Source organism: Mycobacterium farcinogenes (assembly GCF_019739075.1).
GTDB classification, from domain to species: Bacteria; Actinomycetota; Actinomycetes; order Mycobacteriales; family Mycobacteriaceae; genus Mycobacterium; species Mycobacterium senegalense.
Genome location: NZ_CP081673.1, coordinates 953,008 through 979,122, shown reverse-complemented (window position 1 = coordinate 979,122; position 26,115 = coordinate 953,008). Strand labels below are relative to the sequence as shown.

Sequence of the window (26,115 nt, the reverse complement as noted above, 5' to 3'; positions counted from 1 at the left end):
ATCAGGAGTTGATGCAGGTCCCGGTCGCCACCCGCTGGGTGTTGCCCACCTTGGCCAGCTGGTGCTCGACTTCCTTGGCGGTCAGCACGAACCCGGTGTCGGCGTCGTCGACTGCGGCACCGAAGACCACGCCGAGCACCTTGCCGGCCCGGTTGATCATCGGCCCACCGGAATTTCCTTGCCGCACCGTGCCCCTCACCGTGTAGACCTCGCGGGTGACGGTGGTGGTCCGGTAGATGTCGGGCCCGTTGAGCTCGATGATCTCACGCACGCGCGCCGGGGTGGCCAGGAAGTCGCCGCCGCCCGGGTAGCCCATCACCACCGCGTCGGTGCCCTTCGGGGCCGGTTGTTCGGCGAACTGCAACGGGGTGATCGGCAGGTCCGGGACGTCGAGGATCGAGATGTCGGCGTTCGGGTCGTACGACACCACACCCGCGTCGTAGGTCTTGCCGTCGGCTTCGATGGTCACGCTGTCGGCTCCGGCCACCACGTGGGCATTGGACATCACGCGGTTGGGCGCCACCACGAACCCGCTGCCCTCCAACACCTTCTGGCAGCTCGGCGCGACGCCGCGGATCTTGACCACGCTGGGCCGGCTGGTCGTCACCACCGGATCGGTAGCCAGCGAGGCGTCGGGGGCGTCGACGTTGACGATCGGGGTCCGCCCGAACGGTTCCAGCACATCGGGCAGCCCCGAGGTGTCCAGCAGCGCCGACAACCGGTTGGGCACCGAGCGCATCCAGTTCGGCGCCACCTTGTCGACTTCGGAGAGTACGCGTGAATTCTTCACTGCCGCAGCCAAGTTCGGCTGATCAGACGACGTCAGCAGGCTACCCAGCAACCAGGACGCGACGAGGACCGCGACGAGCATCAGGCTGACGCCGACCACCGAGTCCAGGGCGCGGAACAGCCTGTTGCGGATGGTGCCGCGCACGGCACGGCCCAGCACCACACCGGCGATCTCGCCGATCACCACGAGCGCGAGGATCAAGAACAGCGTCGCGAACAGCTTGGTGCGGTCGCCGCTGATGTGCGGGATCACGTGCGGCGCCAACAACACACCGGCTACGGCGCCGAGCACCACACCGATGAACGACAGCAGGGAGCCGAGCGCGCCGGAGCGCCAGCCTGAGATGGCTGCGACGAAGCCGATGCCGAGGATTGCGAAATCGAGCCAGACCGAGGGTGTCATCTATATCCACTTCAACATGGGGCTTCACCGTAACCGTTGTCATGCCCGACGAGGGCCATTGCGTCATCGAGTCCGCGGACGTCCTCGGTGTTCCACGGCTTGGCCCAGCCCGCGACGTCGAGGATCGCCGAGATCACCTGACCGGTGAAACCCCACACCAGCATCTGATTGAGCAGGAAGGCCGGTCCGGCGAAGCGGCTGGTGTTGGCCTCGCGGTACACCATGAGCCGGTTCTCCGGGTTGATGAAGGCCCGCACCGGGACTCGTGCGACGACGGCGGTCTCGGATTCGTTGACGACGGCCACCGGGCCCGGGTCGGGCGAATATGCCAGCACTGGGACGACGTGGAAGCCCGAGGGCGGGATGAACATCTTTTCCATGGTGGCCAGCGGGTACAGCCGGCTGGTGTCGATACCGGTTTCCTCCCACGCCTCACGAAAGGCGGTTCCGACCGGCCCCTCGTCACCGGGATCGGTGGCGCCGCCGGGAAACGCGGCCTGACCGGCATGGTGGCGCAGAGACGAGGCGCGGACCGTCACCAGCAGGTCGGCGTCCTCGGGAAGAGCCTCGGGCGCACCCTCGGGCGGGCCCGAGAACAGCACCAGGACTGCGGCGTCGCGCCGGGCACCGGCGAGCGCGGCCTGATTGTTGGCTTCGACGATGCCCGCCAACACCTCTGGGGGCACCCGTCGGCGATAGGCATCCGGAACCCGGTGGAGGTTGTCCACCAGTGGCTTGAGCCAGGCCGGGGCGGCATCCGGGAACAGCCCGTCGCGCGTCGATCTCACCCCGGGTGCTCCTATCGGCTAGAGCGGATCTTCTCGTCGACCGCCGCCGCGATCTCGTCGGCGCTGACGAACGAGCGAGGCAGGGTCCCGGCCACGCTACCGTCCGAGCGCAGGACCACCGTCGCAGGCATGACGTTGGGCACCTTGAGCGCGGCTGCGACCAGCCGACGACCGTCCTGCAGGGTCGGCAGCCGCACCCCGAGTTCGGCCAGCCGCACCAGCGCCGCCGTCTCGTTCTCGTCCTGGTGCACGGTCACCACCAGCACGTCGTCACCGACCCGGCGTTGGTACTCGGCCATCGCCGGCAGCTCGTCGGCACACGGCCCGCACCAGTACGCCCAGAGGTTGAGCACCACGGTCCGGCCGGCGAGCGCGGATGCCACGTCGACGGGTTTTCCGTCGCCCGCGCAGTCCAGGGTGATGCCGCGCAACGCGTCCGGTCCCGGGCCTTTCCCTGTCGGGCACGGCGGTAGATCCGCGCGCTGCCGGGGGCCGGCCAGGGCCTCGGGGGTGTCGGCGTCGCGGTGATCGCGCGAGGTGGACCGACCCGGCCCGGCCTGCGGCTCCGGCTCGTCGCGCAGCTCCATCCAGAACGCGGTGCCCAGCGCCACCAGGATCACCAGGACCACCACGGTCCAGCGGGCCGAGACACTCACCTTCACAGACCGGCCAGCGCCAGCAGATGCTCGGTTTCGGGGCCTTTGACCAGCGCGGCAGCGGTCTCCGGGTCGGTGGGACCAAGCCCGAAGGAGGGGCAGTCCTTGGCCAGCACACACACCCCGCAGGCAGGTTTGCGGGCATGACAGACCCGGCGGCCGTGGAAGATCACGCGGTGGCTGAGCAGCGTCCATTCCTTGCGCTCGATCAGCTCACCGATGGCGAACTCGACCTTGACCGGATCCTCCTCGGCCGTCCACCGCCAGCGCCGCACCAGCCGCCCGAAGTGCGTGTCGACGGTGATTCCCGGGATGTCGAAGGCATTGCCGAGGATGACGTTGGCGGTCTTGCGCCCCACCCCGGGCAGCGTCACCAGGTCATCGAGGTTGTCGGGCACTTCGCCGTCGAACCGGGCCACCAATTCCTGGCCCAGCCGGATCAGCGAGTTGGTCTTGTTCCGGTAGAACCCGGTCGGCCGGATCAGCTCCTCCATTTCGGTGCGATCGGCCTGCGCGTAGTCCAGCGCGGTGCGGTATTTGAGAAACAGGGCGGGCGTCGTCAGGTTCACCCGCTTGTCGGTGCTCTGCGCCGACAATATGGTCGCGACCGTGAGCTCCAGTGGGTTGGTGAAGTCGAGCTCGCAGTAGACATGTGGGAAGGCCCGGGCCAGTTCACGATTCATCCGTCGAGCCCGACGCACCAGGCCCACGTGGGTTTCGGAATCCCACTTCTTGGACCGGCGCGTTCTCCCGGTAGGGGCGGCAGCCTCAGTCACGACAATCAGCGTACTGACCTCGACAGACAATCTCCTGCGCGGACCGGTGACGATTCGTGACCCCACTGAGACCTGCGCCGTGTTAACTACTGCGTTGTGTCGTGGTTGCTGGTAGCACTCATCCCGGGGTTGCTCATGCTGGCGGCGTTCGGGCTCGAGCGGCTCGAATCAGGTTTGGCCCGTGAGCCCGCCCCGGCGCCTCTCACTCCGAGGGTCAAGCCGATGACGATCGACCTCGATAGTGAGCGTTTGCCGACGCGGTACTACGAACCGCAGGCCATAAATACCGGGTTTCGGGCGTCTCGACCTGTCAATCGTGTGTAGCGTGAGCTAGTCGCGAAACCGCGTACCTCTAGACTGAGCAGGAAGTATCAGTAAGAGGACAACATCACCCAATAGCTTAAGGGGCAACGTGGACGAGATCCTGGCCAGGGCCGGAATCTTCCAGGGCGTCGAACCGACCGCAGTTTCGGCGCTGACGAAGCAGTTGCAGCCCGTCGACTTCCCGCGCGGGCATACGGTCTTCGCCGAAGGCGAGCCCGGCGACCGCCTGTACATCATCATTTCCGGCAAGGTGAAGATCGGCCGCCGTTCGCCTGACGGCCGCGAGAACCTGCTGACCATCATGGGTCCGTCGGACATGTTCGGCGAGCTGTCGATCTTCGACCCGGGTCCCCGGACCTCGAGCGCCACCACCATCACCGAGGTGCGCGCGGTGTCGATGGACCGTGACGCGCTGCGTGCGTGGATCGCCGACCGTCCGGAGATCGCCGAGCAGCTGCTGCGCGTGCTCGCCCGCCGTCTGCGGCGCACCAACAACAACTTGGCCGACCTGATCTTCACCGACGTTCCCGGCCGGGTGGCCAAGCAGCTGCTGCAGCTGGCCCAGCGGTTCGGCACCCAGGAAGGCGGGGCGCTGCGCGTCACGCACGACCTCACGCAGGAAGAGATCGCCCAGCTGGTCGGCGCATCGCGCGAGACCGTCAACAAGGCACTGGCCGATTTCGCCCACCGCGGCTGGATCCGGCTTGAGGGCAAGAGCGTACTCATCAGCGACAGCGAGCGGCTGGCGCGCCGAGCCCGCTAGCTTCCGCCCAGCAGACACAGAACCGCCCCTTTTCCGCTGAAAAGGGGCGGTTTTCTGTCTGTTCGCGGCTCAGGCGCGCAGGTAGTCCAGCTGGGCTTGAACGCTCTTCTCGGCGGCATCCCAGAGTTTCTCGTCGACGTCGGTGTAGACATGCTCGACGACCTGCCGTGCCCCGGCGTCTTCCCCGAGTTCGGCCAGCGCGGCCCGCACCTGGTCCAGCCGCTCCTCGCGGTGGGCCAGATACATCGCGGTCACCGCGGGGAGATCGGGAAGATCCGGCCCGTGGCCGGGAAGCACCACGCGGTGGCCGAGGCCCTGTAGCCGGCGCAGAGAATCCAGGTAGTCGCTCAAGCTGCCGTCCTCGGTGTCGATGACGGTGGTACCTCGGCCCAGCACGGTGTCTGCGGTCAGTACCGCCTCGTCGAGCACGAACGACAGCGAATCCACGGTATGCCCCGGAGTGGCCATCACCTTGATCCGCAGACCGGCGGCGTCGATCACCTCACCATCGGTCAACGGGCCGCCGAGGCCGCGCAGGAAGCCGCTGCCGACCGAACGGACGGTGGCGCCCGTCAGGTCGACGAGCTTGTCGATTCCGCCGGTGTGGTCTTCGTGCTTGTGGCTGATCAAGACCAGCGCCACGGTGCCCAGCTCGGCGATGCGGGCGATGTGCGCCTCGTCGTCGGGTCCCGGGTCCACGACGACGATCTCGTCGCTGCCCGGGCCGCGCAGGATCCAGGTGTTGGTGCCCTCAAGCGTCATCAGACCCGGGTTGTCACACAGCAGCACCGAGGCCGACACCGTGTCGGTTTCGACGACGGGCCGCAGCTGCCCGTACGCCGGGTGCTGCAGGCTCGCCCCAGAAGTCACGAAACCTCGACGATGATCTCGACTTCGACCGGCGCATTGCGCGGCAGTTCCGACACGCCGACGGCCGAACGCGCGTGTGCACCCGCCTCACCGAAGACCTCACCGAACAATTCCGAGGCGCCGTTGACGACGCCGGGTTGCCCGCTGAATCCGGCGGCGGAGGCGACGAAACCGACCACCTTCACCACTTTGACGACGGAGTCGATGCCCACCAGCGCGTGCACCGCGGCCAGCGCGTTCAGAGCGCAGATCCGGGCAAGCTCCTTGCCCTGTTCCGGGCTGATCTCGGCGCCCACCTTGCCCGTGGCCTGCAGCTCGCCACCCTGGATCGGCAGTTGACCAGCGGTGTAGACCAGGTTGCCGGTCCGGACCGCGGGCACGTAGGCGGCCAGCGGCGCGACCACGTCGGGCAGTTCGATGCCGAGTTCGGCCAGGCGTGCGCTTACGGTCATTTCGGCCGCTTCAGGTAGGCGACGTGCTGCTCGCCGGTCGGCCCCGGAAGCACGGAGACGAGCTCCCAGCCGTCGTGCCCCCACTGGTCGAGAATCTGTTTGGTGGCGTGGGTCAGCAACGGCACCGTGGCGTACTCCCATTTGGTCGCTTCGCTCACGCCGCCCACCTCGTTCCTTCGCTCATGGCCCGAGCTTATCGGTCGGACGCTCAGGCTTGGTTAGCATGCACTGGTGGCAACCACTGAGAGCGGCGCCAAACATGTCGGCTGGCCGTCGCGGCTGACCAAGGCCAAGCTGCACTTCGTTTCTGGAAAGGGCGGCACCGGCAAGTCCACCGTCGCCGCAGCGCTGGCCCTGGCCTTGGCCGCGGGCGGCCGCAAGGTGCTGCTGGTCGAGGTGGAGGAGCGCCAGGGCATCGCCCAGCTGTTCGACGTGCCGCCGCTGCCGTACGAGGAAGTCAAGGTCGCCACCGCCGACGGCGGCGGGCAGGTCAACGCGCTCGCGATCGACATCGAAGCCGCGTTCCTGGAATACCTCGACATGTTCTACAACCTCGGCATCGCCGGGCGGGCCATGCGCCGCATCGGCGCCATCGAATTCGCCACCACCATTGCCCCCGGCCTGCGTGACGTGTTGCTCACCGGCAAGATCAAAGAGATCGTCACCCGCGAGAAGAAGGACGCCAAGGGCAAGCGCGGTGTCTACGACGCCGTGGTGGTGGATTCGCCTCCCACAGGCCGCATTCCGCGCTTTCTGGATGTCACCAAGGCGGTCTCCGACCTGGCCAAGGGCGGTCCGGTGCACTCGCAGGCCGACGGTGTGGTCAAGCTGCTGCACTCCGAGCAGACCGCCATTCACCTGGTGACGCTGCTGGAAGCGCTGCCGATCCAGGAGACGCTGGAGGCGATCGACGAGCTCACCGAGATGGGGCTGCCGATCGGCAGCGTCATCGTCAACCGCAACATCCCGGCCTATCTGCCCGCCGAGGATCTGTCCAAGGCCGCCGAGGGCGACATCGACGCCGACGCCGTCCGTGCCGGCCTCACCAAAGCCGGAATCACGTTGTCGGACAACGACTTCGCTGGTCTACTGACCGAGTCGATCCAGCACGCCACCCGGATCGCGGCCCGCGCCGAGAGTGCCGAACTGCTCGACGCCATCGACGTCCCACGCCTCGAGTTGCCGGCGCTGGCCGACGGTGTCGACCTGGGCAGCTTGTATGAACTTGCCGAAGCACTCGAACAGCAGGGGGTCCGATAGTGAGTGCCAAACCGCCCACCCTGGACATGCACGCGATCCTGTCCGACACCGCCAACCGCGTCGTAGTCTGTTGCGGCGCAGGCGGAGTCGGCAAGACCACCACCGCGGCCGCGATGGCGCTGCGGGCCGCCGAATACGGCCGCACGGTCGTCGTGCTCACCATCGACCCGGCCAAGCGGCTGGCCCAGGCGCTGGGCATCAAGGACCTGGGTAACACACCACAACGGGTTCCGCTGGCACCCGAGGTCACCGGTGAGCTGCACGCGATGATGCTGGACATGCGCCGCACGTTCGACGAGATGGTGGTGCAGTACTCCGGGGAAGACCGCGCCGACGCCATCCTGGAGAACCAGTTCTACCAAACGGTGGCGACGTCACTGGCGGGCACGCAGGAGTACATGGCGATGGAGAAACTCGGCCAGCTGCTGGCCGAGGACCGCTGGGATCTGGTGGTGGTGGACACCCCGCCGTCGCGCAACGCGCTGGACTTCCTCGACGCGCCAAAACGATTGGGCAGCTTCATGGACAGCCGGCTGTGGCGCATGCTGCTGGCGCCGGGCCGCGGCATCGGGCGGCTGGTCACGGGCGCGGTCGGACTGGCGATGAAGGCCCTGTCCACCGTGCTGGGCTCGCAAATGCTTTCCGACGCAGCAGGTTTCGTGCAATCACTGGATGCCACGTTCGGCGGGTTCCGCGAGAAGGCCGATCGCACCTACGAATTGCTCAAGCGGCGCGGCACCCAGTTCGTGGTGGTTTCGGCAGCCGAGCCCGACGCCTTGCGTGAGGCTTCGTTCTTCGTCGACCGGCTCTCGAATGAGCACATGCCGCTGGCCGGGCTGATCCTCAACCGCACCCATCCCACGCTGTGCGATCTGCATGCCGAGAAGGCCACCGAAGCCGCCGACGAGCTGGCAGCCGAGGATCCGGAGTCGTTGGCCGCCGCCGTGCTGCGTATCCACGCCGACCGGGCACAAACCGCCAAGCGCGAGGTACGGCTACTGTCCCGGTTCACGGGCGCCAACCCGCACGTGGCGATCGTCGGGGTTCCGTCACTGCCGTTCGACGTGTCGGATCTGGAAGCGCTGCGCGCGATCGCCGATCAGATCACGAGGGAAGCAGCCGGCGCCGCCTAGACGGCGCTGCGATGGTGCTTGCGCTGGGCGGCGAAGAACTCAGCCCACGAGATGACCTCTGGATGCTGCTTGAGCAGCGCGCGGCGCTGACGCTCGGTCATCCCGCCCCACACCCCGAACTCGACGCGGTTGTCGAGGGCGTCGGCGCCGCATTCGAGGATCACCGGGCAGTGCCTGCAGATCACCGCGGCCTTGCGTTGCGCAGCGCCGCGGACGAACAACTCGTCCGGATCCGCTTGGCGGCAGCGCGCCTGGGAAACCCAAGCGATCCGGGCTTCGCCCTCGCCTCGATGGACCAGGTTGGTGGCTGGGGCGGAAGCGTTCATCTTGTCTGCGACAGTTCTTGTACCTGACACCAGCGATCCCTTCGTTCCAGCCATCTCCCCAGATGGCGGGCGTTGAACCTTCCGGTGTAGAACGCCGTTGCGATCTACGCCACATTGCGCCAGCCTGTGTTACCTGGATCGCACTGTGTGTCCAAGCTAGGTGGTCAGAGGGTATTAACGCAACAGTTTGCGAACCACTTTTTTGGGACGGCCGTGCCGTCTGGGCGGTACCTGGGCGCGCCGCGGTATTTCTGCAGGCAAGCGGGATGGGCCGGTGAGCCCCGCTCGCGGGAAGCGGCCAATCCAGAGATAGCTACTCTGTACCCATGCCGGAGCAGCCGACTCGACCGCCCGCGCAGCCACCCCAAGCGGTCACCATCATCAAACTTGCCTGGTGCTGCCTGCTGGCCAGCGTGCTGGTGGCCACGTTCATGTTCCCGGTCGTGGGTGGCTTCGGGTTGATGTCCAACCGGGCCTCCGACGTGGTGGCCAACGGCTCGGCCGCCCTGGTGGAGGGCGAAGTTCCGCAGGTCTCGACCATGGTCGACGCCAAGGGCAACACGATCGCCTGGCTGTATTCACAGCGCCGTTTCGAGGTGCCCAGCGATCAGATCGCCAACACCATGAAGCTGGCTCTGGTCTCCATCGAGGACAAGCGGTTCGCCGAACACAACGGCGTGGACTGGCAGGGCACCCTGACCGGGTTGACCGGCTACATGCGCGGCGACAGCGACACCCGCGGCGGTTCGACCATCGAGCAGCAGTATGTGAAGAACTACCAGCTGCTGGTCGTCGCCCAGACCGACGCCGAGCGGCGCGCCGCGATCGAGACCACACCGGCCCGCAAGCTGCGCGAGATCCGGATGGCGCTCACGCTGGACAAGACCTTCACCAAGCCCGAGATCCTGACGCGCTACCTGAACCTGGTCTCGTTCGGCAACGGCGCGTTCGGCGTCCAGGACGCCGCCCAGACGTATTTCGGCATCAACGCCTCGGAGCTGAACTGGCAGCAGGCCGCCCTGCTGGCCGGCATGGTGCAGTCCACCAGCGCGCTCAATCCCTACACCAATCCCGACGGCGCCCTGGCCCGGCGGAACCTGGTGCTGGACACCATGATCGACAACATCCCGCAGGAGGCGGAGGCGCTGCGCGCCGCCAAGCAGCAGCCGCTGGGCATCCTGCCGCAGCCCAACGAGCTGCCCCGTGGCTGCATCGCCGCCGGTGACCGGGCGTTCTTCTGCGATTACGCGCTGGAGTACCTGGCCCGCGCCGGTCTGTCCAAGGAGCAGGTGGCCAAGGGCGGTTATCTGATCAAGACCACGCTGGACCCGGATGTGCAGGGCTCGGTGAAGTCGGCGATCGACAGCATCGCCCGGCCCGACGCCCCCGGCATCGCCAGCGTGATGAGCGTGATCAAACCCGGCAAGGAATCTCACCCCGTCCTGGCCATGGGCAGCAACCGCACCTACGGCCTGAACACCGATGCCGGCGAAACCATGCAGCCGCAGCCGTTCTCGCTCGTCGGCGACGGCGCGGGCTCGATCTTCAAGATCTTCACCACGGCCGCGGCCATGGACATGGGGATGGGCATCAACACCCAGCTACCGGTACCCGGGTTCTTCCAGGCCAAGGGGCTGGGCAGCAGCGACACCCCGGGATGCCCGAAGGAGACCTGGTGTGTGAAGAACGCCGGCGGCTACCGGGGCACGATGAGCGTCACCGATGCCTTGGCCACATCGCCGAATACCGCGTTCGCCAAGCTCATTTCGCAGATCGGTGTGCAGCGGTCGGTGGACATGGCGGTCAAGCTGGGGTTGCGGTCCTATGCGTTGCCCGGCACCGCGCGCGACTATGACCCGGACAGCAACGAGAGCCTGGCCGACTTCGTCAAGCGGCAGAACATCGGCTCGTTTACCCTGGGCCCCATCGAGGTCAACGCCCTGGAGTTGTCGAACGTGGCGGCCACCCTGGCCTCCGGCGGAACCTGGTGCCCGCCCAATCCGATCGCCCAGGTACTCGACCGGCACGGCAACGAGGTGTCGGTGACCACCGAGACGTGCGATCAGGCGGTGCCCGAAGGCCTGGCCAACACCCTGGCCAATGCCATGAGCAAGGACGACCAGGCCGGCGGTACCGCCTCCGGCTCGGCCGGTTCGGTGGGCTGGGATCTGCCGATGTCGGGCAAGACCGGCACCACCGAGGCGCACCGTTCGTCGGGCTTCCTGGGCTTCACCAACCAGTACGCCGCGGCCAACTACATCTACGACGATTCCAGCAGCCCCGGTGAGCTGTGCTCGTTCCCGCTGCGCCAGTGCGGGGACGGCGACCTGTTCGGCGGCAACGAGCCGGCCCGCACCTGGTTCACCGCGCTGAAGCCGATCGCCAACAACTTCGGCCCTGTCGCCTTACCGCCGACCGATCCGCGTTACGTCGACGGCGGCCCCGGCTCCGTGGTGCCGACGGTCAGCGGACTCGACGAGCCGGCCGCGCGGCAGCGGCTCAAGGAGGCCGGATTCCAGGTCGCCGACGGCGCCGCCTCGGTCAACAGCAGCTCGCGGGCCGGCACCGTGGTCGGCACCGCGCCCAGCGGCCAGACGATTCCGGGTTCGATCATCACGATCCAGGTCAGCAACGGGATCCCGCCGGCCCCGCCGCCTCCTCCGATCGCGTTCCCGATGCCGGGCGGGCCGCCGCCGGAGATCGGCCAGACGGTCGTCGAGATCCCGGGCCTGCCGCCGATCACCGTTCCGGTGCTCGGGCCTCCACCGCCCCCGTGAGCACCGGTTCGCAGTAGGCTTGCCTGCATGTCAGTAAAGAAGGCAGCTGCCGTCGCCGCCGGTTCTCTGGTTGCCGGTATCGGCTACGCGTCCCTCATCGAGCGCAATGCGTTCGTGCTGCGGGAGGCGACCATGCCGGTACTGGCCCCGGGCTCGTCACCTCTGCGAGTACTGCACCTGTCCGATCTGCACATGCGACCCAACCAGCGTCGCAAGCAGGCCTGGCTGCGCGATCTGGCGCGCCTCGAGCCCGATCTGGTGGTCAACACCGGCGACAACCTGGCCCACCCCAAGGCCGTGCCCGCCGTCGTGCAGTCACTGAGTGAGCTGTTGTCAGCGCCGGGCCTGTTCGTGTTCGGCAGCAACGACTATTTCGCGCCGCGGCTGAAGAACCCACTGAACTACATCACCAATCCGCAGCACCGGACCCACGGTGAGCCGCTGCCCTGGCAGGACCTGCGCGCGGCCTTCACCGAGCGCGGCTGGCTGGACATGACCCACGTCCGTCGCGACATCGAGGTGGCCGGCTTGCACATCTCGGTCGCCGGGGTGGATGATCCGCACCTCAAACGCGACCGCTACGACACCATCGCCGGCCGGGCCAACGGCGCGGCGAACCTGACGCTGGGCCTGACCCACTCCCCCGAACCTCGCGTGCTGGACCGCTTCGCCGCCGACGGCTACCAGCTGGTGCTGGCCGGGCACACCCATGGCGGGCAGCTGTGCCTGCCGTTCTACGGGGCGATCGTCACCAACTGCGAACTCGACCGGTCGCGGGCCAAGGGCGCCTCCAAGTGGGGCTCACACATGCAATTGCACGTCTCGGCAGGCATCGGCACGTCGCCGTTCGCGCCCGTGCGGTTCTGCTGCCGTCCCGAGGCCACTCTGCTGACGCTCGTGGCAGCGCCGACCGGGGGCGGGCACGCCGGGATCGGGGCTGGCCAATCCAGCCCGGCCGTCTCGGCCCGGTGAGCCGGCCGGCCAGTATCGCCGCGCATCCCCGGCCCCGCCGGTGGGTCGACAACGCGGTGCGGCTGATCGAGGCCGATTCCAAACGCAGCGCCGACACCCACCTGTTGCGGTATCCGCTGCCGACCGCATGGCGCGACGACGTGGATGTCGCGCTGTATCTCAAAGACGAGTCCACCCACATCACCGGCAGCCTCAAGCACCGGCTGGCCCGTTCCCTGTTCCTGTACGGGTTGTGCAACGGCTGGATCGGTGAGGGGACGACGATCATCGAGGCGTCCTCGGGGTCGACGGCGGTGTCGGAGGCGTACTTCGCGGCGCTGCTCGGTCTGCCGTTCATCGCGGTCGTGCCGGCCTCGACCAGTGGTTCCAAGATCGCACTGATCGAAGCCCAGGGCGGCCGTTGCCATTTCGTCGCCGAGTCCTCGCAGGTGTATGCCGAGGCGCACCGGCTGGCCGAGGAGACCGGCGGGCACTATCTGGACCAGTTCACCAACGCCGAGCGGGCCACCGACTGGCGCGGCAACAACAACATCGCCGAGTCGATCTACGAGCAGATGCGCCTTGAGCCCCATCCGGTCCCGGAATGGATCGTGGTGGGGGCGGGCACCGGCGGCACCAGCGCGACCATCGGCCGCTACATCCGCTACCGCAGGCATGCCACGCAGCTCTGTGTCGTCGACCCGGAGAATTCGGCGTTCTTCCCCGGCTACGCCCAGGGCCGCGATGACGTCGTCACGGGCGCATCGTCCCGCATCGAGGGCATCGGCAGGCCGCGGGTGGAGCCGTCGTTTCTGCCCGGGGTGGTCGATCGCATGATCGCCGTGCCGGACTGCGGCTCGGTGGCCGCCGCCCACCACGCCAGCCGAGTACTGGGTCGCCGGGTCGGGCCGTCGACGGGGACCAATCTGTGGGGCGCGTTCCAGCTACTGGCCGAGATGATCGCGCACGGCCGCAGCGGGTCGGTGGTGACCCTGTTGGCCGACAGCGGTGACCGCTACGCGGACACCTACTTCGATGCGGACTGGCTCAGCGCCCAGGGGCTGGACACCTCGGCATCGGCGGAGGTGCTCTCGGAGTTCGAGCGCTCGGGCAGCTGGTCCTGATCCGTCTCGGCCGTCAGGAACAGCCACAGCGCTGCCAGGGCGAAGAAGCCCAAGTAGACGAAGGCGCCCAGTACGGTCATGCGTCGTATAACGCCGCCGGCACCGCTATTGCTTCCCGTTGCCCGGCGTTTGTCACACCGCCGAACCATGGCGGCCTCGGCGCAGAGGTGGCCGTTTGGCTTTCGAGGTATCCGGTGCGATAGGCTGTCGAAGCTTCACACGGGGTGTGGCGCAGCTTGGTAGCGCGCTTCGTTCGGGACGAAGAGGTCGTGGGTTCGAATCCCGCCACCCCGACAGTGCAGCAAGGCCCTGACCAGCGAAATGCGGTCAGGGCCTTGTTCGTTCGCAGGACACGTTGGCCAGTAGCCCGCAGCTAGCCCGCAGTAGTTTTCGGCAGTGCCGCCACTGCGGCGTCGAAGGCATCGGCAACCGCCTCCAGATCGTCCGGAAACAGGTCTGCGTAGGTGTCCAGAGTCAGGGCAGCGGACTTGTGTCCGAGCATCGTTTGGACCGCCTTCACGTTGGCCCCGGCGCTGATGGCCAGCGACGCCGCGGTGTGGCGCAGATCGTGCAGAGTCGGCCGGGGCCAGTCAGTTGTGGGCTTCCCGTCATCATCAAGGCCCCGGAGCTTATCGACGGCCGGGTTGAACACGCGGGTGCGAAACGTCGCGATGCGCAGCACTCCGCCGGCCGGCGCCGTGAACACCAGATCCTCCCGGCCCTTGCCCTTCATCTGGGCGGCAAGATCGTCGACTAGGAATCGTGGGAAAGGCACCGAGCGGCGCTCGTGGTTCTTCGGCGTCGACCAGGTGAGCTTGCCAGAGACCTCGGTGACCGACTCCCTGATGTTCACGCGACGGCGGAGCATGTCGAAGTTCTGGACCTTCAGCGCAGCCATTTCCCCGTACCGCAGCCCCGTGTAGGCCAGAAACCGGATCACCAGGGCATCGCGGGCCATCGTGTCCGCCAGCTCGGCCACCTGCTGGTGAGTGAGATATGCACGCACCGAGTGTTTCCGTCGTGGCGCCTTGACCCCGTCGCAGGGGTTGCGTGGTATCCGCTTGTCCTCGACGGCTAGGGCGAGCACCATTCGCAGGACACCGAGCGCGTTCTCGATCGTCGGCGCCGCCGAACCCTCGGCCAGTTCGTTGACCCACGCCCGGACAGCGGATGTCTGCACTTCGGCTACCGGAGTGTCCTGCCACCGGTCGCGCACGTGGACAGACCACGCCGACGCTCGCGCGGCCTTTGTTGAATCCTTTACGTGTGCTTGGGTTTTCAGCCATTGCTGATGAATCTCCCCCACTGACACCGTGCCGGCGTTCGGAGCGACGTAGGTACCGGTGACGATTGTTGAGGTGACTTCGTCTAGCCACTTCGTTGCGTCGACTTTTCGGGCGAACAGCTTCTCGTGCTCGTTGCCGCGACTGTCTACATACCGGGCGCGCCAGCGAGATCCCTTGCCATACTTGGCACTATGGACAGTCTGAAGGTTCCCGTCAGCATCGCGGACGGTCTTGGTCCAGCGGTCCTCGACGCCGGCCCGGCGGTTACGCGTCTGAGTCATCAGCTTCGGACCTCACAATCAAGTTAGAGGTTGCGGCCCGCATGATTTCTTCGATTTGGTCAAGGTGTTCATTTGCAGTTGCACGCAAACGCGCGGCGGGTGGGCGTTCTGCGGCCCGCCTAGCTTCTTCGGCGAGATACTGTCGTGGGTCGCTGAAATCTGTCATCACGTTTCCATGCTTTGAAATCGTGCCGGCTGCCAGCAGATACACGGTCGCCATGCGGTGAAAGGCTTCCTGCGCGAGCCTGATTTCCCAGTGCGCAGAATTCGTAAGTTGGCGCAATTCTTCGTCGTGCGGATTGTCGAAATGCGTAACGATTTGATAGAGCGCAACTTCGAGCGCATCTGCGATCGCAGCAGCCTCCCGAAGTTTGATGGACCGCTCGCCGCGCTCAATTCTGGTAATGGCGGAAGGGTCCAGTCGGAGATCGCCCTGTAGCGACTCTGCGAGTTGCCGCTGGCTCCACCCCTTCTTGTTCCGAAGGTCTCGAATGTTGGCGCCGACGCGCTTGTCGAACCCCGGCTCAGCGTCATCATGCATAAATCGCATCGTAGTGCTTGACCAGCACCGCCAACAGTGGCAATCTGACGGTGCAGTTTCAACACCGTTATGCGATTGGAGCACTACCGTGACTGACAGCGAGTTCATTGACACCGGCACGGTGTCGCGGATAACCGGGTTGCCGGCCGGGACATTGCGGTACTTCCGCAGCACCAACCAAGGGCCAGCTTCATTTGCCCTGGGCCGCCGAGTGGTCTACCGACGCAGCGAGGTCGACCGGTGGATTGCCGAGCAGGAGAAGGCGACCAGGCGGGGCGGAACCAGTCCGGAGGTCGCCTGATGCGGGATCTCCCCCAGGCCGACCACGCCGACCTCGGACTCATCGAGGACGACAACACCCCGGACATGCGAAAGGCCCCGGCTGCAACCGAGGCCCTTCAGAAGATCCGCCAGCGAGAAGTCACCACAACTACCACCAAGGAGATCTAGACCCCATGATGACACAACAGATGCAGTGCAAGCACTGCACGATTCCCATCGATTCCGGGGACACCTGCGCGTTCTGCGCGACGTACACCCCGCCGGCCACCATCTCTCAGCGGCTCGATATCGCGGTGAACAAGGTGGATCTGCTGCGGCACGACCTCAACGAGGAGCTGCAGAGCCTGCCCACCGGATCCCCGCTGATGGCCTGCGTCGACCTCGTGACCGCCCTCGGTCACCTGAAGCGCGCAGCCGTCGCGCTCGACCGTGCGACCGACCAGCTCGAAGCCGACGCCGCGGAGGTGACCCGGTGAGCGAGCAGTTGCGGCCGGCGCTCTGCAATACCTGCGGGACGCTCCGGACATTCAAGCGAGCACGGAACTACCAGCCGGAGAACTACTGGCTGAAGCGGCCGGTGGACCTGGACTGGTCGCGTGAGCTCGGCGATCTGAAGTGCGAGACGTGCGGCAAGGTCACCACCCACGCCCTGCTCCATCCCGAGGGGGATTGGGCGGCCGATCACGCCGAGACGGTCCAGCGCATCGCCCTCGGTGACCTCAAGGCGCATCCTCGGTTCCAAGATCCCTGGGCGGCCAAGGATCTGGTCCGCATCATCGACCGGTACCGGCAGAGCAACTACCCGAAGAACCCGTTCGTCAACCACCGCTGGTGGAAGTCCGACGAGAACGAGGCACGCGAGGCCGGACAGAAGTGGTTCCGTGCGATGTGCGGAGAACCGGTTGAGGTACCCGCCGAGCATCGATCGAACGGCAGCAGCATCACCGAGCTTGAAGCGCCCACTCAGGTAACGGATCCCGAGCGGTCCGAGCACGAGAATCTCGACGCCGAGACCGGGCTGTGGTGGATCGCCGACGGCGTGTGCGTCAACTGCCTACGGGTGCGCAACAACTGGCTACTCGACAAGCGCCGCAAGGAAGTGGCGGTACTGCTGCTCAAGCTGGCCGCCGACGTCAACAGCTTGGATGCCGCGACCGTGCACATGCTGGCCGACCTCGCTGACACCGTGGGTGCCTCAGTCGAATGACCCATCAGAAGAACGTGGAGTCCCGCCCCCTCACCGGGGCGGGCTCTCCCGAATCCCAGCAAGTCAGTTGGTGGCCGGTGCACGAGTTCATCACCGCCATGGTCAACAAGGCCAACGTCGGCCCGCTCCCGGTGGCCGGTACCCCCGCATGGTGCGAACTGTCCGACAGCGATCCTCGGAAGCTGCTGGCGCTCGCCCGTTTCGGAGAACATTGGGCACTACGTACCGAGGTCGCCCAGGAGAAACGCGCCGAGGCATCCCGCGAGATCGCCGCGGCCGGCGGATGGACGGCACTCGCACAACGCCTAGTCCAGGGACCCGGCCCCTACATTCCCAGGAAGGCATCGTGACTGACGAAGAATTCTTCAGCGCCACAACAGAACTCAGAACCATCTACCAGTGGGCCCGCGCCCGCTACGCAGCACCGTGGGCTGTGTTCGGCGCGGTCCTACTACGGGTATCGGCCAGCACCGGACCCGAGGTCCAGTTACCCGGGATCATCGGCGGCCGTGCCAGCCTCAACCTTCTCGCCGCCTTCGTCTCCCCGAGTGGTGGCGGCAAGGGCATCTCCGACAAGGTCGCACGCGAGGTCTGGCCGGACCCGATCATCGAACGCCCCATCGGGTCCGGCGAGGGCATCGCCGCCACGTTCATGCCGCCCAAGAAAGACGGCCAAGAGCCGATCACGCGGGCGATCTTCAGCGTCCCCGAGATCGACACCCTGGCTGGCATCGCGGGCCGACAGGGCAGCATCCTGCTCGCTCAACTGAAGTCGATGGCCATGGGGGAACTGCTCGGTCAGTCCAACGCCAGTGATGCCACCACGCGGATTGTTCAGGCTCACACCTACAGGTGCTGCTTGTCGGTCGGCGCCCAGCCCGGTCACTGCGGAGTGATCTTCTCCGACACCTCAGGCGGTACCCCGCAGCGTTTTCTGTGGTTCCCGACCACCGACCCGGATATGCCGGCCTCCCCGGCCTCTGATCCCGGGCCACTCAACACCTCGTTGCCCCCGTGGGCGCGCCTGAGCACCGAGGCGATGGAGATCGAGTACGGACCCGAAGAGATCGCCCAGACGGTCATCGCCGCGCACATCGCCCGCCAGCGAGGCGACTCCGAGGCCCTCGACGGCCACGCCCTCCTGACCCGCTGCAAGGTCGCTGCGGTCCTGGCCGTCATGCACCACCGCTCGGTCGTCTCCGAACTCGACTGGCAGTTGTCCGAGACCGTCATGGCCGTATCCGATCGCACCCGCGACTGGATCCTGTCCGAGGCCAAACGAGCCGACCGGGAGAAGGCCAGAGCGCGTGCACTGCGCCAAGCCGAGTTCAACGACGTCATCGATAACCGCCTACTCGACGGCGTCAAGAACAGCATCATTCGCACCCTGGAACGGGACGGCGAACAGGCCGGCAACGCCCTCCGCAGCCGCATGGGAAAGCGCGAACGACGAGACCTCTTCGACCAAGCCGTGTCTTTGCTGGAACATGAGGGTCGGGTGGCAGCAATTACGGTTGAGCGAGGGGTCCGATACCGACTGACAGGAGTTCAGGGTGAACCCCCGGTTCGGGGTCAATATTCGCACTTCACAGAGGGTGAACCGAAAGTTCAGGGTGAACCAGAAGCTACGGTTACTGACCTCGATTCCCGCAGGTCGCACGATTCCGAGCCGCCGAAGCTCACCGGCCGCGCATGGTTGGCCAACCACCTCGCAGACCTCCGGGCAGCGGGCCACACTACCGCAGAATCGTTTGCTGTACTCGATGCTGGAGAAGCTGCCGGCTTCGCACGTCAGACAATTCGAGTAGCCGCCAGCGACCACCCAGACATCACCGTGATCGGGCGCAACGGCAAGGTCGCGGTCTGGGACATCACCGGCACCCGCAAGACCAAACACACCTCGGCCGCGGACTGGACAGCCAACTATCTCGACAACCTCGCCCGCGACGGCATCGACGTGGTCGACAAGGAACAGTTCCGTCACGCCGCCACCGCAGCCGGCTACTCCTGGACGTCGGCCCGTCACGCCGCCACGGACTCTGGCCGCATCGAATCGGTACCGGGCACCGGCTCCGAAACCATCTGGAAGATCGTTCAACCCGCGGACGCCGAGGATGCGTCGTGAGCATCATCAGCGATACATCGTCAGAATCCCCCAGACCCGTACACATTGCGACTCCTGACTGGGCGGGGTCAGGCCAGACGGTTCCCCCGCGATCGGTCATCGCCCCCCCGGGGGCGGGGTTGCCATCACAGCCAGGGCCTCGTGGCGACCCCTACGCCTGCAGTCGCGTCTCTCTCCGCAGTTTTTCCACACCACAAGCAGCCCTGAAAGGAACCCCACAACCATGAGCGACGATCAGACCCAGAACCGTGTGCAGGAGATTCTGACCGCAGCGGTAGCCGACCTGGACCCCTCCGACCGCGCCGAGCGCATCGCCTGGTGCCACGCCACGGGCCAGCACGGCGTACGTATGTACCCCAGCGACGACGACGACCTGCTCGACTTCCGCTGGGGTGGCCGCACCCTGGCGATGGTTCACCGCGACGTACTGACCGACGACGGCCCGATACAGCGGGAGTTCATCTCCGAGGACACGGTGCCCGACACCGTGCCCGCCGAGTGGACCGACGAGACACGCTAGACCCGAATCGTCGTGGCATGGCGGTAGACTCGGTGCTGACGGTATGCGAGCGTCACCGCTTCGTAGCGGCCCGATCCGAACAGGGTTGGCCCGCAACGAACCGACAGGCTCCCATTCCCGATTCTCACGTCGCGCAGCTTGGCGCCCGACACAGCGCAGCCGAGCACCCGGCGATTCCCCTTCTGTTGATGAGCGGTCTCCGCAGCCCTATCCCGACCGTGGATGGGCTTGCGGTGCACCGCATCCCGAGTACGTGAGGACACACAAATCATGTTCGTCAATCTCAGCCGCGATGCCGCGGTTACCCGTATGGAACAAGCCCACACTCGCATGGAGCAGCTCGGCGGCAAGCACCGCATGAGCAAGGCCGACGAGACCGAGTTCGACCAGCTGCACGAGGAGTTCGAGGAGCTGCGCGATCACGTCGAACGTCTCGACCGCCGCACCGAGATCGCCAAAGCTGCCACCGGTGGTGGCCGGATGCGCATCGACCGCGGCAGCATCGGTGAGGACCAGGCCCCAATGACCGGTACCCGCGATGCGGCGCTACGCACCGTTGACGCCAAGATCAAGGCCGGCACCCTCGGAACAGGTGGAGCTGAGACCGTTGAGCGCCTCGTCGGCAACGGCGAAACCTGGGCAGCCCGCTGGGCTGTTGCGGCCGGCTCGGACGCCTACGAGCGCGCGTTCGCCAAGTGGTACACCGGCGGCTCGACCGGCCACCTGCGCTGGACCCCAGAGGAAGCCGACGCCTACCGCCGTGTCGAGGGCTTGCGCGATGAACTGCGCGCCCTCGGTATCGGCGGATCCGGTAACGGTGGCGACGCCATGGTGCCACTGTCGCTGGACCCGGCGATCCTGCTGTCCAACAACGGCTCGACCTCGAGTCTGCGTCAGATCGCCCGCGTCGAGACCATCGCCACCAACAGTTGGAACGGCGTCTCCTCGGCCGGCGTGACCGCCGAATGGCGCGACGAATTCGAGGAGTCCTCGGACGGCACACCCACTCTCGATGACCCGAGCGTCCCTGTGCACCGCGGTAGCGCCTTCGTGCCCTACAGCTTCGAGGTGGAACAGGACGCCGTCCGATTCATCGCCGAGCTGCAGAAGATCCTGCTGGATTCCGCGCTGCAACTCTCCGATGCCGCCTACACCACCGGCACCGGCACCGGTGAACCCACCGGGTTCATCACCAGCCTGGTCGCCTCGGCCGGCACCGTCCCGCTCATCGCCCCAGCCACCGCCGAGACCCTGGTCGCCGGCGACGTGTACGCGGTGCAGAACGCTCTACCGCCCCGGTTCCAGGCCAATGCACGATGGACTGCCAACCTGGCGATCCTCAACACGCTGCGGCAGATGGAGACCAACAACGGTGCGCTGAAGTTCCCCAGCCTGCAGGACAATCCGCCCTCGCTGCTCGGGCGCATGGTGCACGAGCAGTCCAACATGGATGGCACGTTCAACGCTGCGGCCACCGCCAGTAACTACCTGCTGGCCTACGGCGACTGGTCACAGTTCCTGATCGTCGACCGCATCGGCGCCACCATGGAACGCGTCGACCACTTGCTCGGCTCCAACCGCCGGCCCAACGGCAGCCGCGGTGCCCTGCTGTGGTGGCGCACCGGCTCGGACGTCCTCATGCCCCAAGCGTTCCGACTGCTCAACATCGCCACCACGGCGTAGTGAGACCTCCGTGGCTGGGCTGCTCAATCGCTCGCAGCCCGGTCACGGACGCGGTCCGGCGTCAAACCCGCTTCCGAACCTTTCACCGGGCAAAGGGCCACCATGACGGCAGATGAGGCCAGAGTGGCACCTGCGCCGGACCGCACACCACACCACCCCGGGGGCCGGTCACCATCGTGGCCACCACCCCGAACAGCGACCCCGCCCCAGTCGCCATTTCTCTCTCGGGACAAATTTCGTGTCCGGACAAACAGATCGGTGAGTTGGTATGTACCAGAAGCGTTGCGTGGGCTGCGGGAATGCGTTCGAGTCACTCAAGCCGAACCGCAAGTGGTGCTCGGACACGTGCGGTAAGCGGACGCGGCGGCGAGCTTCACCGGTCAGCCGGCCACCGGCGCCAGTGCGTCGGGTCGACGGGGATGAACCAGACCCCTACGTGCAGTCGAATCGCGATATTGCCGAGGCGCTCGGGGTCTCGCTGCCGGCCGAACTGGTGGCCGCGCTGGCATCGGACGACGACGACCGCAGTCAGAACACCGAGGACGAGGTGGCGGGCGTTGCGCTGCGGCTTGCCGATCGCTTTCAGTCGGCGGTTCGGGGCCGCGACTGGCGGCTATGCGAGCAGCTCATGCAGGCTCTGCAGGACCTCATGGACGACTTCATTGATGCGCGCGTGGTGGCACTGCTCGCGGCCTGAACGATATATCGCCGGAATCCCCAGACCCCGTACACATTGCGACTCCTGACTGGGGCGGGGTCAGGTGGCTGGCTCCTGCCACGATGGCCACCCACCCCCGGGGTGCGCTGTCAGAGCGGTGGTTCGTTGGTCAAGTCGACGGTGCTCGCAGACGCCGCCTCGCGCTTGATGGCCTCGATTCCATCGATGGCGCTCTGCTTCTGTTTGTACAACTCGCTGGTGGCGACGATCTCGTTGTTGTTTGCGCGGAAGTAGAAGTAGAACTGGTTGTCTTTACTGCGTCGGATTACGAACATGGCCATGACTCGGATAGATACATGATCGCCGTGCACAGGCGCCGCGGAATCGGTGAATCAAGGATCGCGGCTCCCAGATTTCGAGTCAGGAGACGTTTGCGAACCCGTACGGTGGTTCACCATGCAGATTGACGAGGATGTTCTCCGCGAGATGAAGAGTGCGGTTTTCAACGGTGGGATATCGCCGGCCCGCAGTTATGTGGAGTTCTTCGCCGAGGCGATGCGGTGGCCTGTCTCGGCGTTCGCTCCGAGGACGCTTTCCGGTATCAGCCATGAGGTGACCTGGCTCAAGGGCAATGTCATCGGCAGGGCCACGTGTTCGACGGCGGATGAAGCTCCGGAGGTGAAGGCGGTTGTGCATCCCCTGGCTTCCGTTACTCGCGTGGACATTGGCTCGACCGTTCGTGATGACGGGCTGTCCCCGGATATCACGCGCTCGCTGATTGTGTATTTCGTGGACGGTGAGTCTCTGACTATCGACCTGGCCACGTTCTCTGCGTGGGTGCAGCGGGATCAGGCCGACGCGTTCATTGATGCAGTCCTGGACTGGGTCGGACGTTCCAGCGCGGCGGAGTGATCACGGCAAACAATTTTGCCGTTTTGGCAAGGCTGGCCCGCAGCTAGCCCGCAGTAGTCCCACCAACGACTCATACATGCCAACGCCACCAACGCATTGACCTGCTACTACCCAGCCAGGTAAACGCAGTCGACAGTCACAAACTCCCAGGACGTGGAGTTCGGGACGAAGAGGTCGTGGGTTCGAATCCCGCCACCCCGACAATGTGAGTAAGGCTCTGACCAGAGTAGGTATCGGTCAGGGCCTTCTCGCTATCTGGGGCCACTTCCGGCCTCCGTCCGCAGTGCGTCCGCAGTAGTTTTCGCCAGCGCCTCGACTGCTACATCGAAGGCGTCCGCAACGGCTTCGAGATCGTCCGGGAACAGGTCGGCGTAGGTGTCCAGAGTGAGTGCCGCGGACTTGTGCCCGAGCATCGTTTGGACCGCCTTCACGTTGGCCCCGGCGCTGATCGCCAACGAGGCCGCGGTGTGCCGCAGATCGTGCAGTGTCGGCCGCGGCCAGTCGGTCGTGGGCTCGCCGTCCTCGTCGATGCCGCGCAGCTGGTCGACCGCCTTGTTGAACACCCGCGTGCGGAACGTCGCGATGCGCAGCACTCCCCCGCCCGACGCCGGGAACACGAGATCCTCGCGGCCCTTGCCTTCCATCCGGGCGGCCAGCTCGGCAACGAGGAACTTCGGGAACGGCACCGATCGCCGCTCATGATTCTTCGGGGTCGACCAGACGTAGCTTCCCGGACACCTCGGTCACCGACTCCCGGATGTTCACCCGCCGGCGCAGCATGTCGAAGCTCTGGACCTTCAGCGCGGCCATCTCGCCGTACCGCAAGCCGGTGTAGGCCAGGAACAGCACGACGAGCGCATCGCGGGCCATCGCGCCGGCCAGCTCTGCCACCTGCTGATGAGTGAGGTAGGCGCGTACCGAGTGCTTCCGGCGAGGCGCCTTCACCCCGTCACACGGGTTACGCGGGATCCGACGATCCTCAACAGCGAGGGCCAGCACCATCCGCAACACACCGAGAGCGTTCTCAATCGTCGGGCCTCTGCGCCGCTGCCGCCGTCTTCTTCTGGGCGGTGCAGATCGTCAACCCACGCGCGCACCGCAGATGTCTGGACATCGACCACTGCAACGTCCTGCCAGCGGTCCTGGACATGCACCGACCAAGCTGACGCCCGAGCCGCCTTCGTTGACTCCTTCACGTGCGCTTGGGTTTTCAGCCACTGCTTGTGCATCTCACCTACAGTGACGGCGCCCGCGCCCGGCGCTACGTAGGTGCCGGTGACGATCGTCGACGTGACGTTCTCCAGCCACTGAGTCGCGTCGATCTTCCGCGCGAACCCCTTCGCCACCTCGCGGCCATCAGCGTCGACATACCGCGCCCGCCAACGCTTCCCCTTGCCATGAGCCGCGCTCGGAACTGTCTTCGGATTCCCGGCGGCATCACGGATCGTCTTTGTCCACCGATCCTCGACACCACTGCGACGCAGCCGGCCGCCGGCTGCGCTGGGACATGGATCAAGCACGGGCCGAGGCCAGCCGGGAACTCAACACCAAATTGGAGTGGTCCGAGCACGAACAGCAGATCATCGACCGTGCAGTGACCGCGGCTGACCGCTCCGAGGCCCTCGGTCGGTTGTGGAAGCAGGAGCTTGACGGTGGGGCGAGCGCAAGCGTGCTCGTCAAGATTGCGGCAGAGCAGCGTGCGCAGGATCGGGCCGTAATTGACCTGATCTCGCGTGTGAATCCGGGTCTTGGGACTGCAAAAAGCGAGCGGCATGCGCGCGCTGCGCAGCCGCGCTGGGGCCGACAGGCGGGTGCCTGATGGCCAGGGTGGCGCGGCAGCGGGCAGCCTCGGTCGGTCTCTACGCCCATCTGATCAGTTACTACGAGACAGAGTTGGCGGCTTGGGTGACCAACGTGAACGAGACACACGCCCCGAGTGAGCCGTTCCCTTGCCAGCGGATCCTCGACGGGTTGCGCGCCGGCGAGTCGGTAAACGTGCCGACGTTGTCGCTGCCGAAGTCTGCCCGGCCAGTTGTCGAGAATGTGGTGTTGTTGTCGCACTCGCGGGCCATCGTGGGTCCGGACGACACCGTCAGGTTCACCGACGACAGCTGGGCCGAATTTTGGCTCGACGAGAACGGGCTGTAACTCCACTGCGCAACATCCGACACGCACAGGCACGGACATGCCGATGAGTCAGGATGAAGGCACGTCATGCTGGCACGGGACGACAGGCATTACTGTTGACACCGTGAGCGACAACTCTGGGGGCTACGACGACATCGCCCTCGGGTTCAGAGGGCTACCACCGGTTATTAACGTGGGGCATCGGTACGAGAATGCGCCCATCGTGGAGGCAACGATGGCCTTGGTAGTTGAGGCCCGGCCGGATCTATCAATAGCCGAGTTGGCAGTGGTCCTCGAGCGCCCTGAGTATCAGGAGCGGACGGAGGTCTACACGGAGTCGTCATCTGAGTGGAGCGAGTCCGGCGAGCGGGTCACGTCCCGAACGCTTAAAGGGTTTCGCGCGCTGTCAGAGGACGGTTCACACGGTGTCGTCGTTACGCCAAGCCAGTTCTCGTTCTCTCGCGTCGGCACCTATGACACGTGGGAGAGTTTTCAGAAGGCATCTGAAGACTGCTGGAACGTGTACCGCAAGGTGGCTGCACCAAGCAGAGTCACTCGCGCGAGTCTTCGCTTCGTGAACCTCATCATGGTGCCGAAGCCTGCCTATGAGATCCGTGATTACCTCCGAACTTCGTTCGAGGTATCTCCCTATCTGCCCCAAGTCGTGACGTCCTACTACACCCAGGTCGAGATCCCACTTGAGGAGTTGATGCCTGACTTCTCGCCGACCTGTCTAGTCACTGTGAGTTCAACGCGAGAAGGCGAACGCGGGATCATCCTCGATATTGTTGCGTCGGTCAGTGTGGATCTCGACACGCAGTATGCTGGGTTCTCTGACAGTTTGACCGACGTACTGGATAAGCTGCGTACTACGAAAAATCTCGTGTTTGAATCCTGCATAACTGACGCGACGAGGGGGTTGATTTCCTGATGGCTGTATTGGTCCTCGGTGACCGTCGGCTAGATGCCGACGAAGCCCTTCGGCCGACCGGATGGAGCAGGTCTGCACTTCGTCGGCCTGTGGCGCCGCGGTCCCCTTCATTCGTGACCACGGACACAGGCACGTTCACCGTTCAGCACCTCCTCGGGATGCCCACGGAG

General features: G+C 65.9%; 33 protein-coding genes and 1 tRNA gene. 20 read left to right on the top strand and 14 right to left on the bottom strand.

Annotated elements, in window-relative coordinates:
* Position 1: 1 nt before the first annotated feature.
* Genes marP through nth form a run of 4 tightly spaced genes read right to left on the bottom strand, consistent with a single transcriptional unit; the run spans position 2 to position 3,412 of the window.
* Positions 2-1,192, bottom strand: coding sequence for an acid resistance serine protease MarP (gene marP, locus K6L26_RS04520; protein ID WP_036391347.1), 1,191 nt, complete (start codon positions 1,190-1,192; stop codon positions 2-4).
* An 11-nt stretch (positions 1,193-1,203) separates the two neighbouring features.
* On the bottom strand, positions 1,204-1,980 hold the full coding sequence (locus K6L26_RS04515; RefSeq protein WP_019347384.1) for an NUDIX hydrolase: 777 nt from the start codon (positions 1,978-1,980) through the stop codon (positions 1,204-1,206).
* Positions 1,981-1,991: 11 nt separating this feature from the next.
* A complete protein-coding gene (locus K6L26_RS04510) occupies positions 1,992-2,636 on the bottom strand; it encodes a TlpA family protein disulfide reductase (RefSeq protein WP_043370051.1) in 645 nt (214 codons plus the stop codon).
* A 2-nt stretch (positions 2,637-2,638) separates the two neighbouring features.
* Positions 2,639-3,412, bottom strand: a complete 774-nt coding sequence (nth, locus tag K6L26_RS04505) for an endonuclease III (RefSeq protein WP_221852782.1) — start codon at positions 3,410-3,412, stop codon at positions 2,639-2,641.
* Positions 3,413-3,824: 412 nt separating this feature from the next.
* Between nth and crp the strand changes: the two genes are divergently transcribed.
* A complete protein-coding gene (gene crp, locus K6L26_RS04500) occupies positions 3,825-4,499 on the top strand; it encodes a cAMP-activated global transcriptional regulator CRP (protein WP_003883807.1) in 675 nt (224 codons plus the stop codon).
* A gap of 69 nt (positions 4,500-4,568) precedes the next feature.
* On the opposite strand, the gene K6L26_RS04495 is transcribed toward crp, so the two are convergent.
* Genes K6L26_RS04495 through K6L26_RS04485 form a run of 3 tightly spaced genes read right to left on the bottom strand, consistent with a single transcriptional unit; the run spans position 4,569 to position 5,979 of the window.
* Positions 4,569-5,369, bottom strand: a complete 801-nt coding sequence (locus K6L26_RS04495) for an MBL fold metallo-hydrolase (RefSeq protein ID WP_036391341.1) — start codon at positions 5,367-5,369, stop codon at positions 4,569-4,571.
* Complete coding sequence (locus tag K6L26_RS04490; RefSeq protein ID WP_064898528.1) at positions 5,366-5,821, bottom strand: RidA family protein; 456 nt, start codon at positions 5,819-5,821, stop codon at positions 5,366-5,368. The genes K6L26_RS04495 and K6L26_RS04490 overlap by 4 nt, the downstream gene beginning before the upstream one ends.
* On the bottom strand, positions 5,818-5,979 hold the full coding sequence (locus tag K6L26_RS04485) for a Sp36 family protein (RefSeq protein WP_003883810.1): 162 nt from the start codon (positions 5,977-5,979) through the stop codon (positions 5,818-5,820). The genes K6L26_RS04490 and K6L26_RS04485 overlap by 4 nt, the downstream gene beginning before the upstream one ends.
* Positions 5,980-6,049: 70 nt before the next feature.
* Between K6L26_RS04485 and K6L26_RS04480 the strand changes: the two genes are divergently transcribed.
* Positions 6,050-7,081 (top strand): ATPase BagA, encoded by a 1,032-nt coding sequence (locus K6L26_RS04480; protein WP_174551640.1) that lies wholly within the window; start codon positions 6,050-6,052, stop codon positions 7,079-7,081.
* Positions 7,081-8,214, top strand: a complete 1,134-nt coding sequence (locus K6L26_RS04475; protein ID WP_076214737.1) for an ATPase BagB — start codon at positions 7,081-7,083, stop codon at positions 8,212-8,214. The genes K6L26_RS04480 and K6L26_RS04475 overlap by 1 nt, the downstream gene beginning before the upstream one ends.
* On the opposite strand, the gene K6L26_RS04470 is transcribed toward K6L26_RS04475, so the two are convergent.
* Complete coding sequence (locus tag K6L26_RS04470) at positions 8,211-8,540, bottom strand: WhiB family transcriptional regulator (protein ID WP_019347376.1); 330 nt, start codon at positions 8,538-8,540, stop codon at positions 8,211-8,213. The two genes, K6L26_RS04475 and K6L26_RS04470, sit on opposite strands and share 4 nt — an antisense overlap.
* Positions 8,541-8,866: 326 nt before the next feature.
* Between K6L26_RS04470 and ponA2 the strand changes: the two genes are divergently transcribed.
* The 4 genes from ponA2 (at position 8,867) to K6L26_RS04450 (ending at position 13,686) form a co-directional block, all read left to right on the top strand.
* Positions 8,867-11,317, top strand: a complete 2,451-nt coding sequence (gene ponA2, locus K6L26_RS04465) for a transglycosylase/D,D-transpeptidase PonA2 (RefSeq protein ID WP_047036298.1) — start codon at positions 8,867-8,869, stop codon at positions 11,315-11,317.
* A gap of 27 nt (positions 11,318-11,344) precedes the next feature.
* Positions 11,345-12,289 carry a metallophosphoesterase gene (locus K6L26_RS04460; protein ID WP_064898524.1) on the top strand — a complete coding sequence of 315 codons (945 nt, stop codon included), beginning with the start codon at positions 11,345-11,347 and terminating at the stop codon, positions 12,287-12,289.
* Positions 12,286-13,392, top strand: coding sequence for an L-cysteine desulfhydrase Cds1 (locus K6L26_RS04455; RefSeq protein ID WP_051752745.1), 1,107 nt, complete (start codon positions 12,286-12,288; stop codon positions 13,390-13,392). The genes K6L26_RS04460 and K6L26_RS04455 overlap by 4 nt, the downstream gene beginning before the upstream one ends.
* A 220-nt stretch (positions 13,393-13,612) precedes the next feature.
* Positions 13,613-13,686: transfer RNA gene (locus tag K6L26_RS04450), tRNA-Pro, on the top strand.
* 79 nt (positions 13,687-13,765) lie between these two features.
* Here the strand turns inward: K6L26_RS04450 and K6L26_RS04445 are convergent.
* Positions 13,766-14,959 carry a tyrosine-type recombinase/integrase gene (locus tag K6L26_RS04445; RefSeq protein WP_221852781.1) on the bottom strand — a complete coding sequence of 398 codons (1,194 nt, stop codon included), beginning with the start codon at positions 14,957-14,959 and terminating at the stop codon, positions 13,766-13,768.
* Positions 14,943-15,500: a helix-turn-helix domain-containing protein gene (locus K6L26_RS04440; protein ID WP_221852780.1), complete on the bottom strand. Its 558-nt coding sequence runs from the start codon at positions 15,498-15,500 to the stop codon at positions 14,943-14,945. The genes K6L26_RS04445 and K6L26_RS04440 overlap by 17 nt, the downstream gene beginning before the upstream one ends.
* An 88-nt stretch (positions 15,501-15,588) precedes the next feature.
* On the opposite strand from K6L26_RS04440, the gene K6L26_RS04435 reads away from it, so the two are divergent.
* From K6L26_RS04435 to K6L26_RS04395, 9 genes are all read left to right on the top strand, one after another.
* A complete protein-coding gene (locus K6L26_RS04435) occupies positions 15,589-15,801 on the top strand; it encodes a helix-turn-helix transcriptional regulator (protein ID WP_245008688.1) in 213 nt (70 codons plus the stop codon).
* Positions 15,801-15,950, top strand: a complete 150-nt coding sequence (locus K6L26_RS04430) for a hypothetical protein (protein ID WP_165609147.1) — start codon at positions 15,801-15,803, stop codon at positions 15,948-15,950. The genes K6L26_RS04435 and K6L26_RS04430 overlap by 1 nt, the downstream gene beginning before the upstream one ends.
* A 5-nt stretch (positions 15,951-15,955) precedes the next feature.
* Complete coding sequence (locus tag K6L26_RS04425) at positions 15,956-16,258, top strand: hypothetical protein (protein ID WP_221852779.1); 303 nt, start codon at positions 15,956-15,958, stop codon at positions 16,256-16,258.
* Positions 16,255-16,989, top strand: a complete 735-nt coding sequence (locus K6L26_RS04420) for a hypothetical protein (RefSeq protein ID WP_221852778.1) — start codon at positions 16,255-16,257, stop codon at positions 16,987-16,989. Before K6L26_RS04425 ends, K6L26_RS04420 begins: the two co-directional genes overlap by 4 nt.
* Complete coding sequence (locus K6L26_RS04415) at positions 16,986-17,339, top strand: DUF2742 domain-containing protein (protein WP_221852777.1); 354 nt, start codon at positions 16,986-16,988, stop codon at positions 17,337-17,339. Before K6L26_RS04420 ends, K6L26_RS04415 begins: the two co-directional genes overlap by 4 nt.
* Positions 17,336-19,114, top strand: a complete 1,779-nt coding sequence (locus tag K6L26_RS04410; protein ID WP_221852776.1) for a hypothetical protein — start codon at positions 17,336-17,338, stop codon at positions 19,112-19,114. The genes K6L26_RS04415 and K6L26_RS04410 overlap by 4 nt, the downstream gene beginning before the upstream one ends.
* Positions 19,115-19,337: 223 nt before the next feature.
* Positions 19,338-19,634: a hypothetical protein gene (locus K6L26_RS04405; protein ID WP_064848756.1), complete on the top strand. Its 297-nt coding sequence runs from the start codon at positions 19,338-19,340 to the stop codon at positions 19,632-19,634.
* A gap of 270 nt (positions 19,635-19,904) precedes the next feature.
* Entirely contained in the window at positions 19,905-21,317 is a 1,413-nt protein-coding gene (locus K6L26_RS04400; RefSeq protein WP_221852775.1) for a phage major capsid protein, read from the top strand.
* Positions 21,318-21,753: 436 nt separating this feature from the next.
* The gene (locus K6L26_RS04395) at positions 21,754-22,014 is read left to right on the top strand and encodes a hypothetical protein (protein ID WP_221852774.1); all 261 of its coding nucleotides are present in this window, start codon (positions 21,754-21,756) and stop codon (positions 22,012-22,014) included.
* Between the two features lie 110 nt (positions 22,015-22,124).
* Here K6L26_RS04395 and K6L26_RS04390 read toward each other — a convergent pair whose 3' ends face one another.
* Positions 22,125-22,316, bottom strand: coding sequence for a YegP family protein (locus K6L26_RS04390; protein WP_221852773.1), 192 nt, complete (start codon positions 22,314-22,316; stop codon positions 22,125-22,127).
* 115 nt (positions 22,317-22,431) lie between these two features.
* On the opposite strand from K6L26_RS04390, the gene K6L26_RS04385 reads away from it, so the two are divergent.
* Positions 22,432-22,887, top strand: a complete 456-nt coding sequence (locus tag K6L26_RS04385) for a hypothetical protein (RefSeq protein ID WP_221852772.1) — start codon at positions 22,432-22,434, stop codon at positions 22,885-22,887.
* A 251-nt stretch (positions 22,888-23,138) separates the two neighbouring features.
* Here the strand turns inward: K6L26_RS04385 and K6L26_RS31635 are convergent, their stop codons facing one another.
* From K6L26_RS31635 to K6L26_RS31630, 3 genes are read right to left on the bottom strand one after another with little or no spacing between them, the layout of a single operon-like run.
* On the bottom strand, positions 23,139-23,573 hold the full coding sequence (locus K6L26_RS31635; protein WP_280639568.1) for a tyrosine-type recombinase/integrase: 435 nt from the start codon (positions 23,571-23,573) through the stop codon (positions 23,139-23,141).
* 10 nt (positions 23,574-23,583) lie between these two features.
* Positions 23,584-23,832: a tyrosine-type recombinase/integrase gene (locus K6L26_RS31875; protein ID WP_280639567.1), complete on the bottom strand. Its 249-nt coding sequence runs from the start codon at positions 23,830-23,832 to the stop codon at positions 23,584-23,586.
* Complete coding sequence (locus K6L26_RS31630) at positions 23,829-24,233, bottom strand: hypothetical protein (protein ID WP_245008687.1); 405 nt, start codon at positions 24,231-24,233, stop codon at positions 23,829-23,831. Before K6L26_RS31630 ends, K6L26_RS31875 begins: the two co-directional genes overlap by 4 nt.
* 104 nt (positions 24,234-24,337) lie before the next feature.
* On the opposite strand from K6L26_RS31630, the gene K6L26_RS04375 reads away from it, so the two are divergent.
* The 3 genes from K6L26_RS04375 to K6L26_RS04365 all read left to right on the top strand — a co-directional run bounded on the left by K6L26_RS04375 (position 24,338) and on the right by K6L26_RS04365 (position 25,945).
* Positions 24,338-24,706 carry a hypothetical protein gene (locus K6L26_RS04375; protein ID WP_245008686.1) on the top strand — a complete coding sequence of 123 codons (369 nt, stop codon included), beginning with the start codon at positions 24,338-24,340 and terminating at the stop codon, positions 24,704-24,706.
* Entirely contained in the window at positions 24,706-25,035 is a 330-nt protein-coding gene (locus K6L26_RS04370; protein ID WP_221852770.1) for a hypothetical protein, read from the top strand. Before K6L26_RS04375 ends, K6L26_RS04370 begins: the two co-directional genes overlap by 1 nt.
* 103 nt (positions 25,036-25,138) lie before the next feature.
* Positions 25,139-25,945 (top strand): TIGR04255 family protein, encoded by an 807-nt coding sequence (locus K6L26_RS04365; protein WP_221852769.1) that lies wholly within the window; start codon positions 25,139-25,141, stop codon positions 25,943-25,945.
* The last annotated feature ends 170 nt before the right edge of the window (positions 25,946-26,115 follow it).

Excerpts from the sequence above, each read along its gene's own strand:
- K6L26_RS04460 (WP_064898524.1), top strand. The coding sequence starts at position 11,345 with ATGTCAGTAAAGAAGGCAGCTGCCGTCGCCGCCGGTTCTCTGGTTGCC.
- K6L26_RS04470 (WP_019347376.1), bottom strand. The coding sequence starts at position 8,540 with ATGAACGCTTCCGCCCCAGCCACCAACCTGGTCCATCGAGGCGAGGGC.
- K6L26_RS04425 (WP_221852779.1), top strand. The coding sequence starts at position 15,956 with ATGATGACACAACAGATGCAGTGCAAGCACTGCACGATTCCCATCGAT.
- K6L26_RS04440 (WP_221852780.1), bottom strand. The coding sequence starts at position 15,500 with ATGCATGATGACGCTGAGCCGGGGTTCGACAAGCGCGTCGGCGCCAAC.
- K6L26_RS04430 (WP_165609147.1), top strand. The coding sequence starts at position 15,801 with ATGCGGGATCTCCCCCAGGCCGACCACGCCGACCTCGGACTCATCGAG.
- ponA2 (WP_047036298.1), top strand. The coding sequence starts at position 8,867 with ATGCCGGAGCAGCCGACTCGACCGCCCGCGCAGCCACCCCAAGCGGTC.
- K6L26_RS04490 (WP_064898528.1), bottom strand. The coding sequence starts at position 5,821 with ATGACCGTAAGCGCACGCCTGGCCGAACTCGGCATCGAACTGCCCGAC.
- K6L26_RS04385 (WP_221852772.1), top strand. The coding sequence starts at position 22,432 with ATGCAGATTGACGAGGATGTTCTCCGCGAGATGAAGAGTGCGGTTTTC.
- K6L26_RS04405 (WP_064848756.1), top strand. The coding sequence starts at position 19,338 with ATGAGCGACGATCAGACCCAGAACCGTGTGCAGGAGATTCTGACCGCA.
- K6L26_RS04370 (WP_221852770.1), top strand. The coding sequence starts at position 24,706 with ATGGCCAGGGTGGCGCGGCAGCGGGCAGCCTCGGTCGGTCTCTACGCC.
- K6L26_RS04445 (WP_221852781.1), bottom strand. The coding sequence starts at position 14,959 with ATGACTCAGACGCGTAACCGCCGGGCCGGCGTCGAGGACCGCTGGACC.
- marP (WP_036391347.1), bottom strand. The coding sequence starts at position 1,192 with ATGACACCCTCGGTCTGGCTCGATTTCGCAATCCTCGGCATCGGCTTC.
- K6L26_RS04415 (WP_221852777.1), top strand. The coding sequence starts at position 16,986 with ATGACCCATCAGAAGAACGTGGAGTCCCGCCCCCTCACCGGGGCGGGC.
- K6L26_RS04390 (WP_221852773.1), bottom strand. The coding sequence starts at position 22,316 with ATGGCCATGTTCGTAATCCGACGCAGTAAAGACAACCAGTTCTACTTC.
- K6L26_RS04400 (WP_221852775.1), top strand. The coding sequence starts at position 19,905 with ATGTTCGTCAATCTCAGCCGCGATGCCGCGGTTACCCGTATGGAACAA.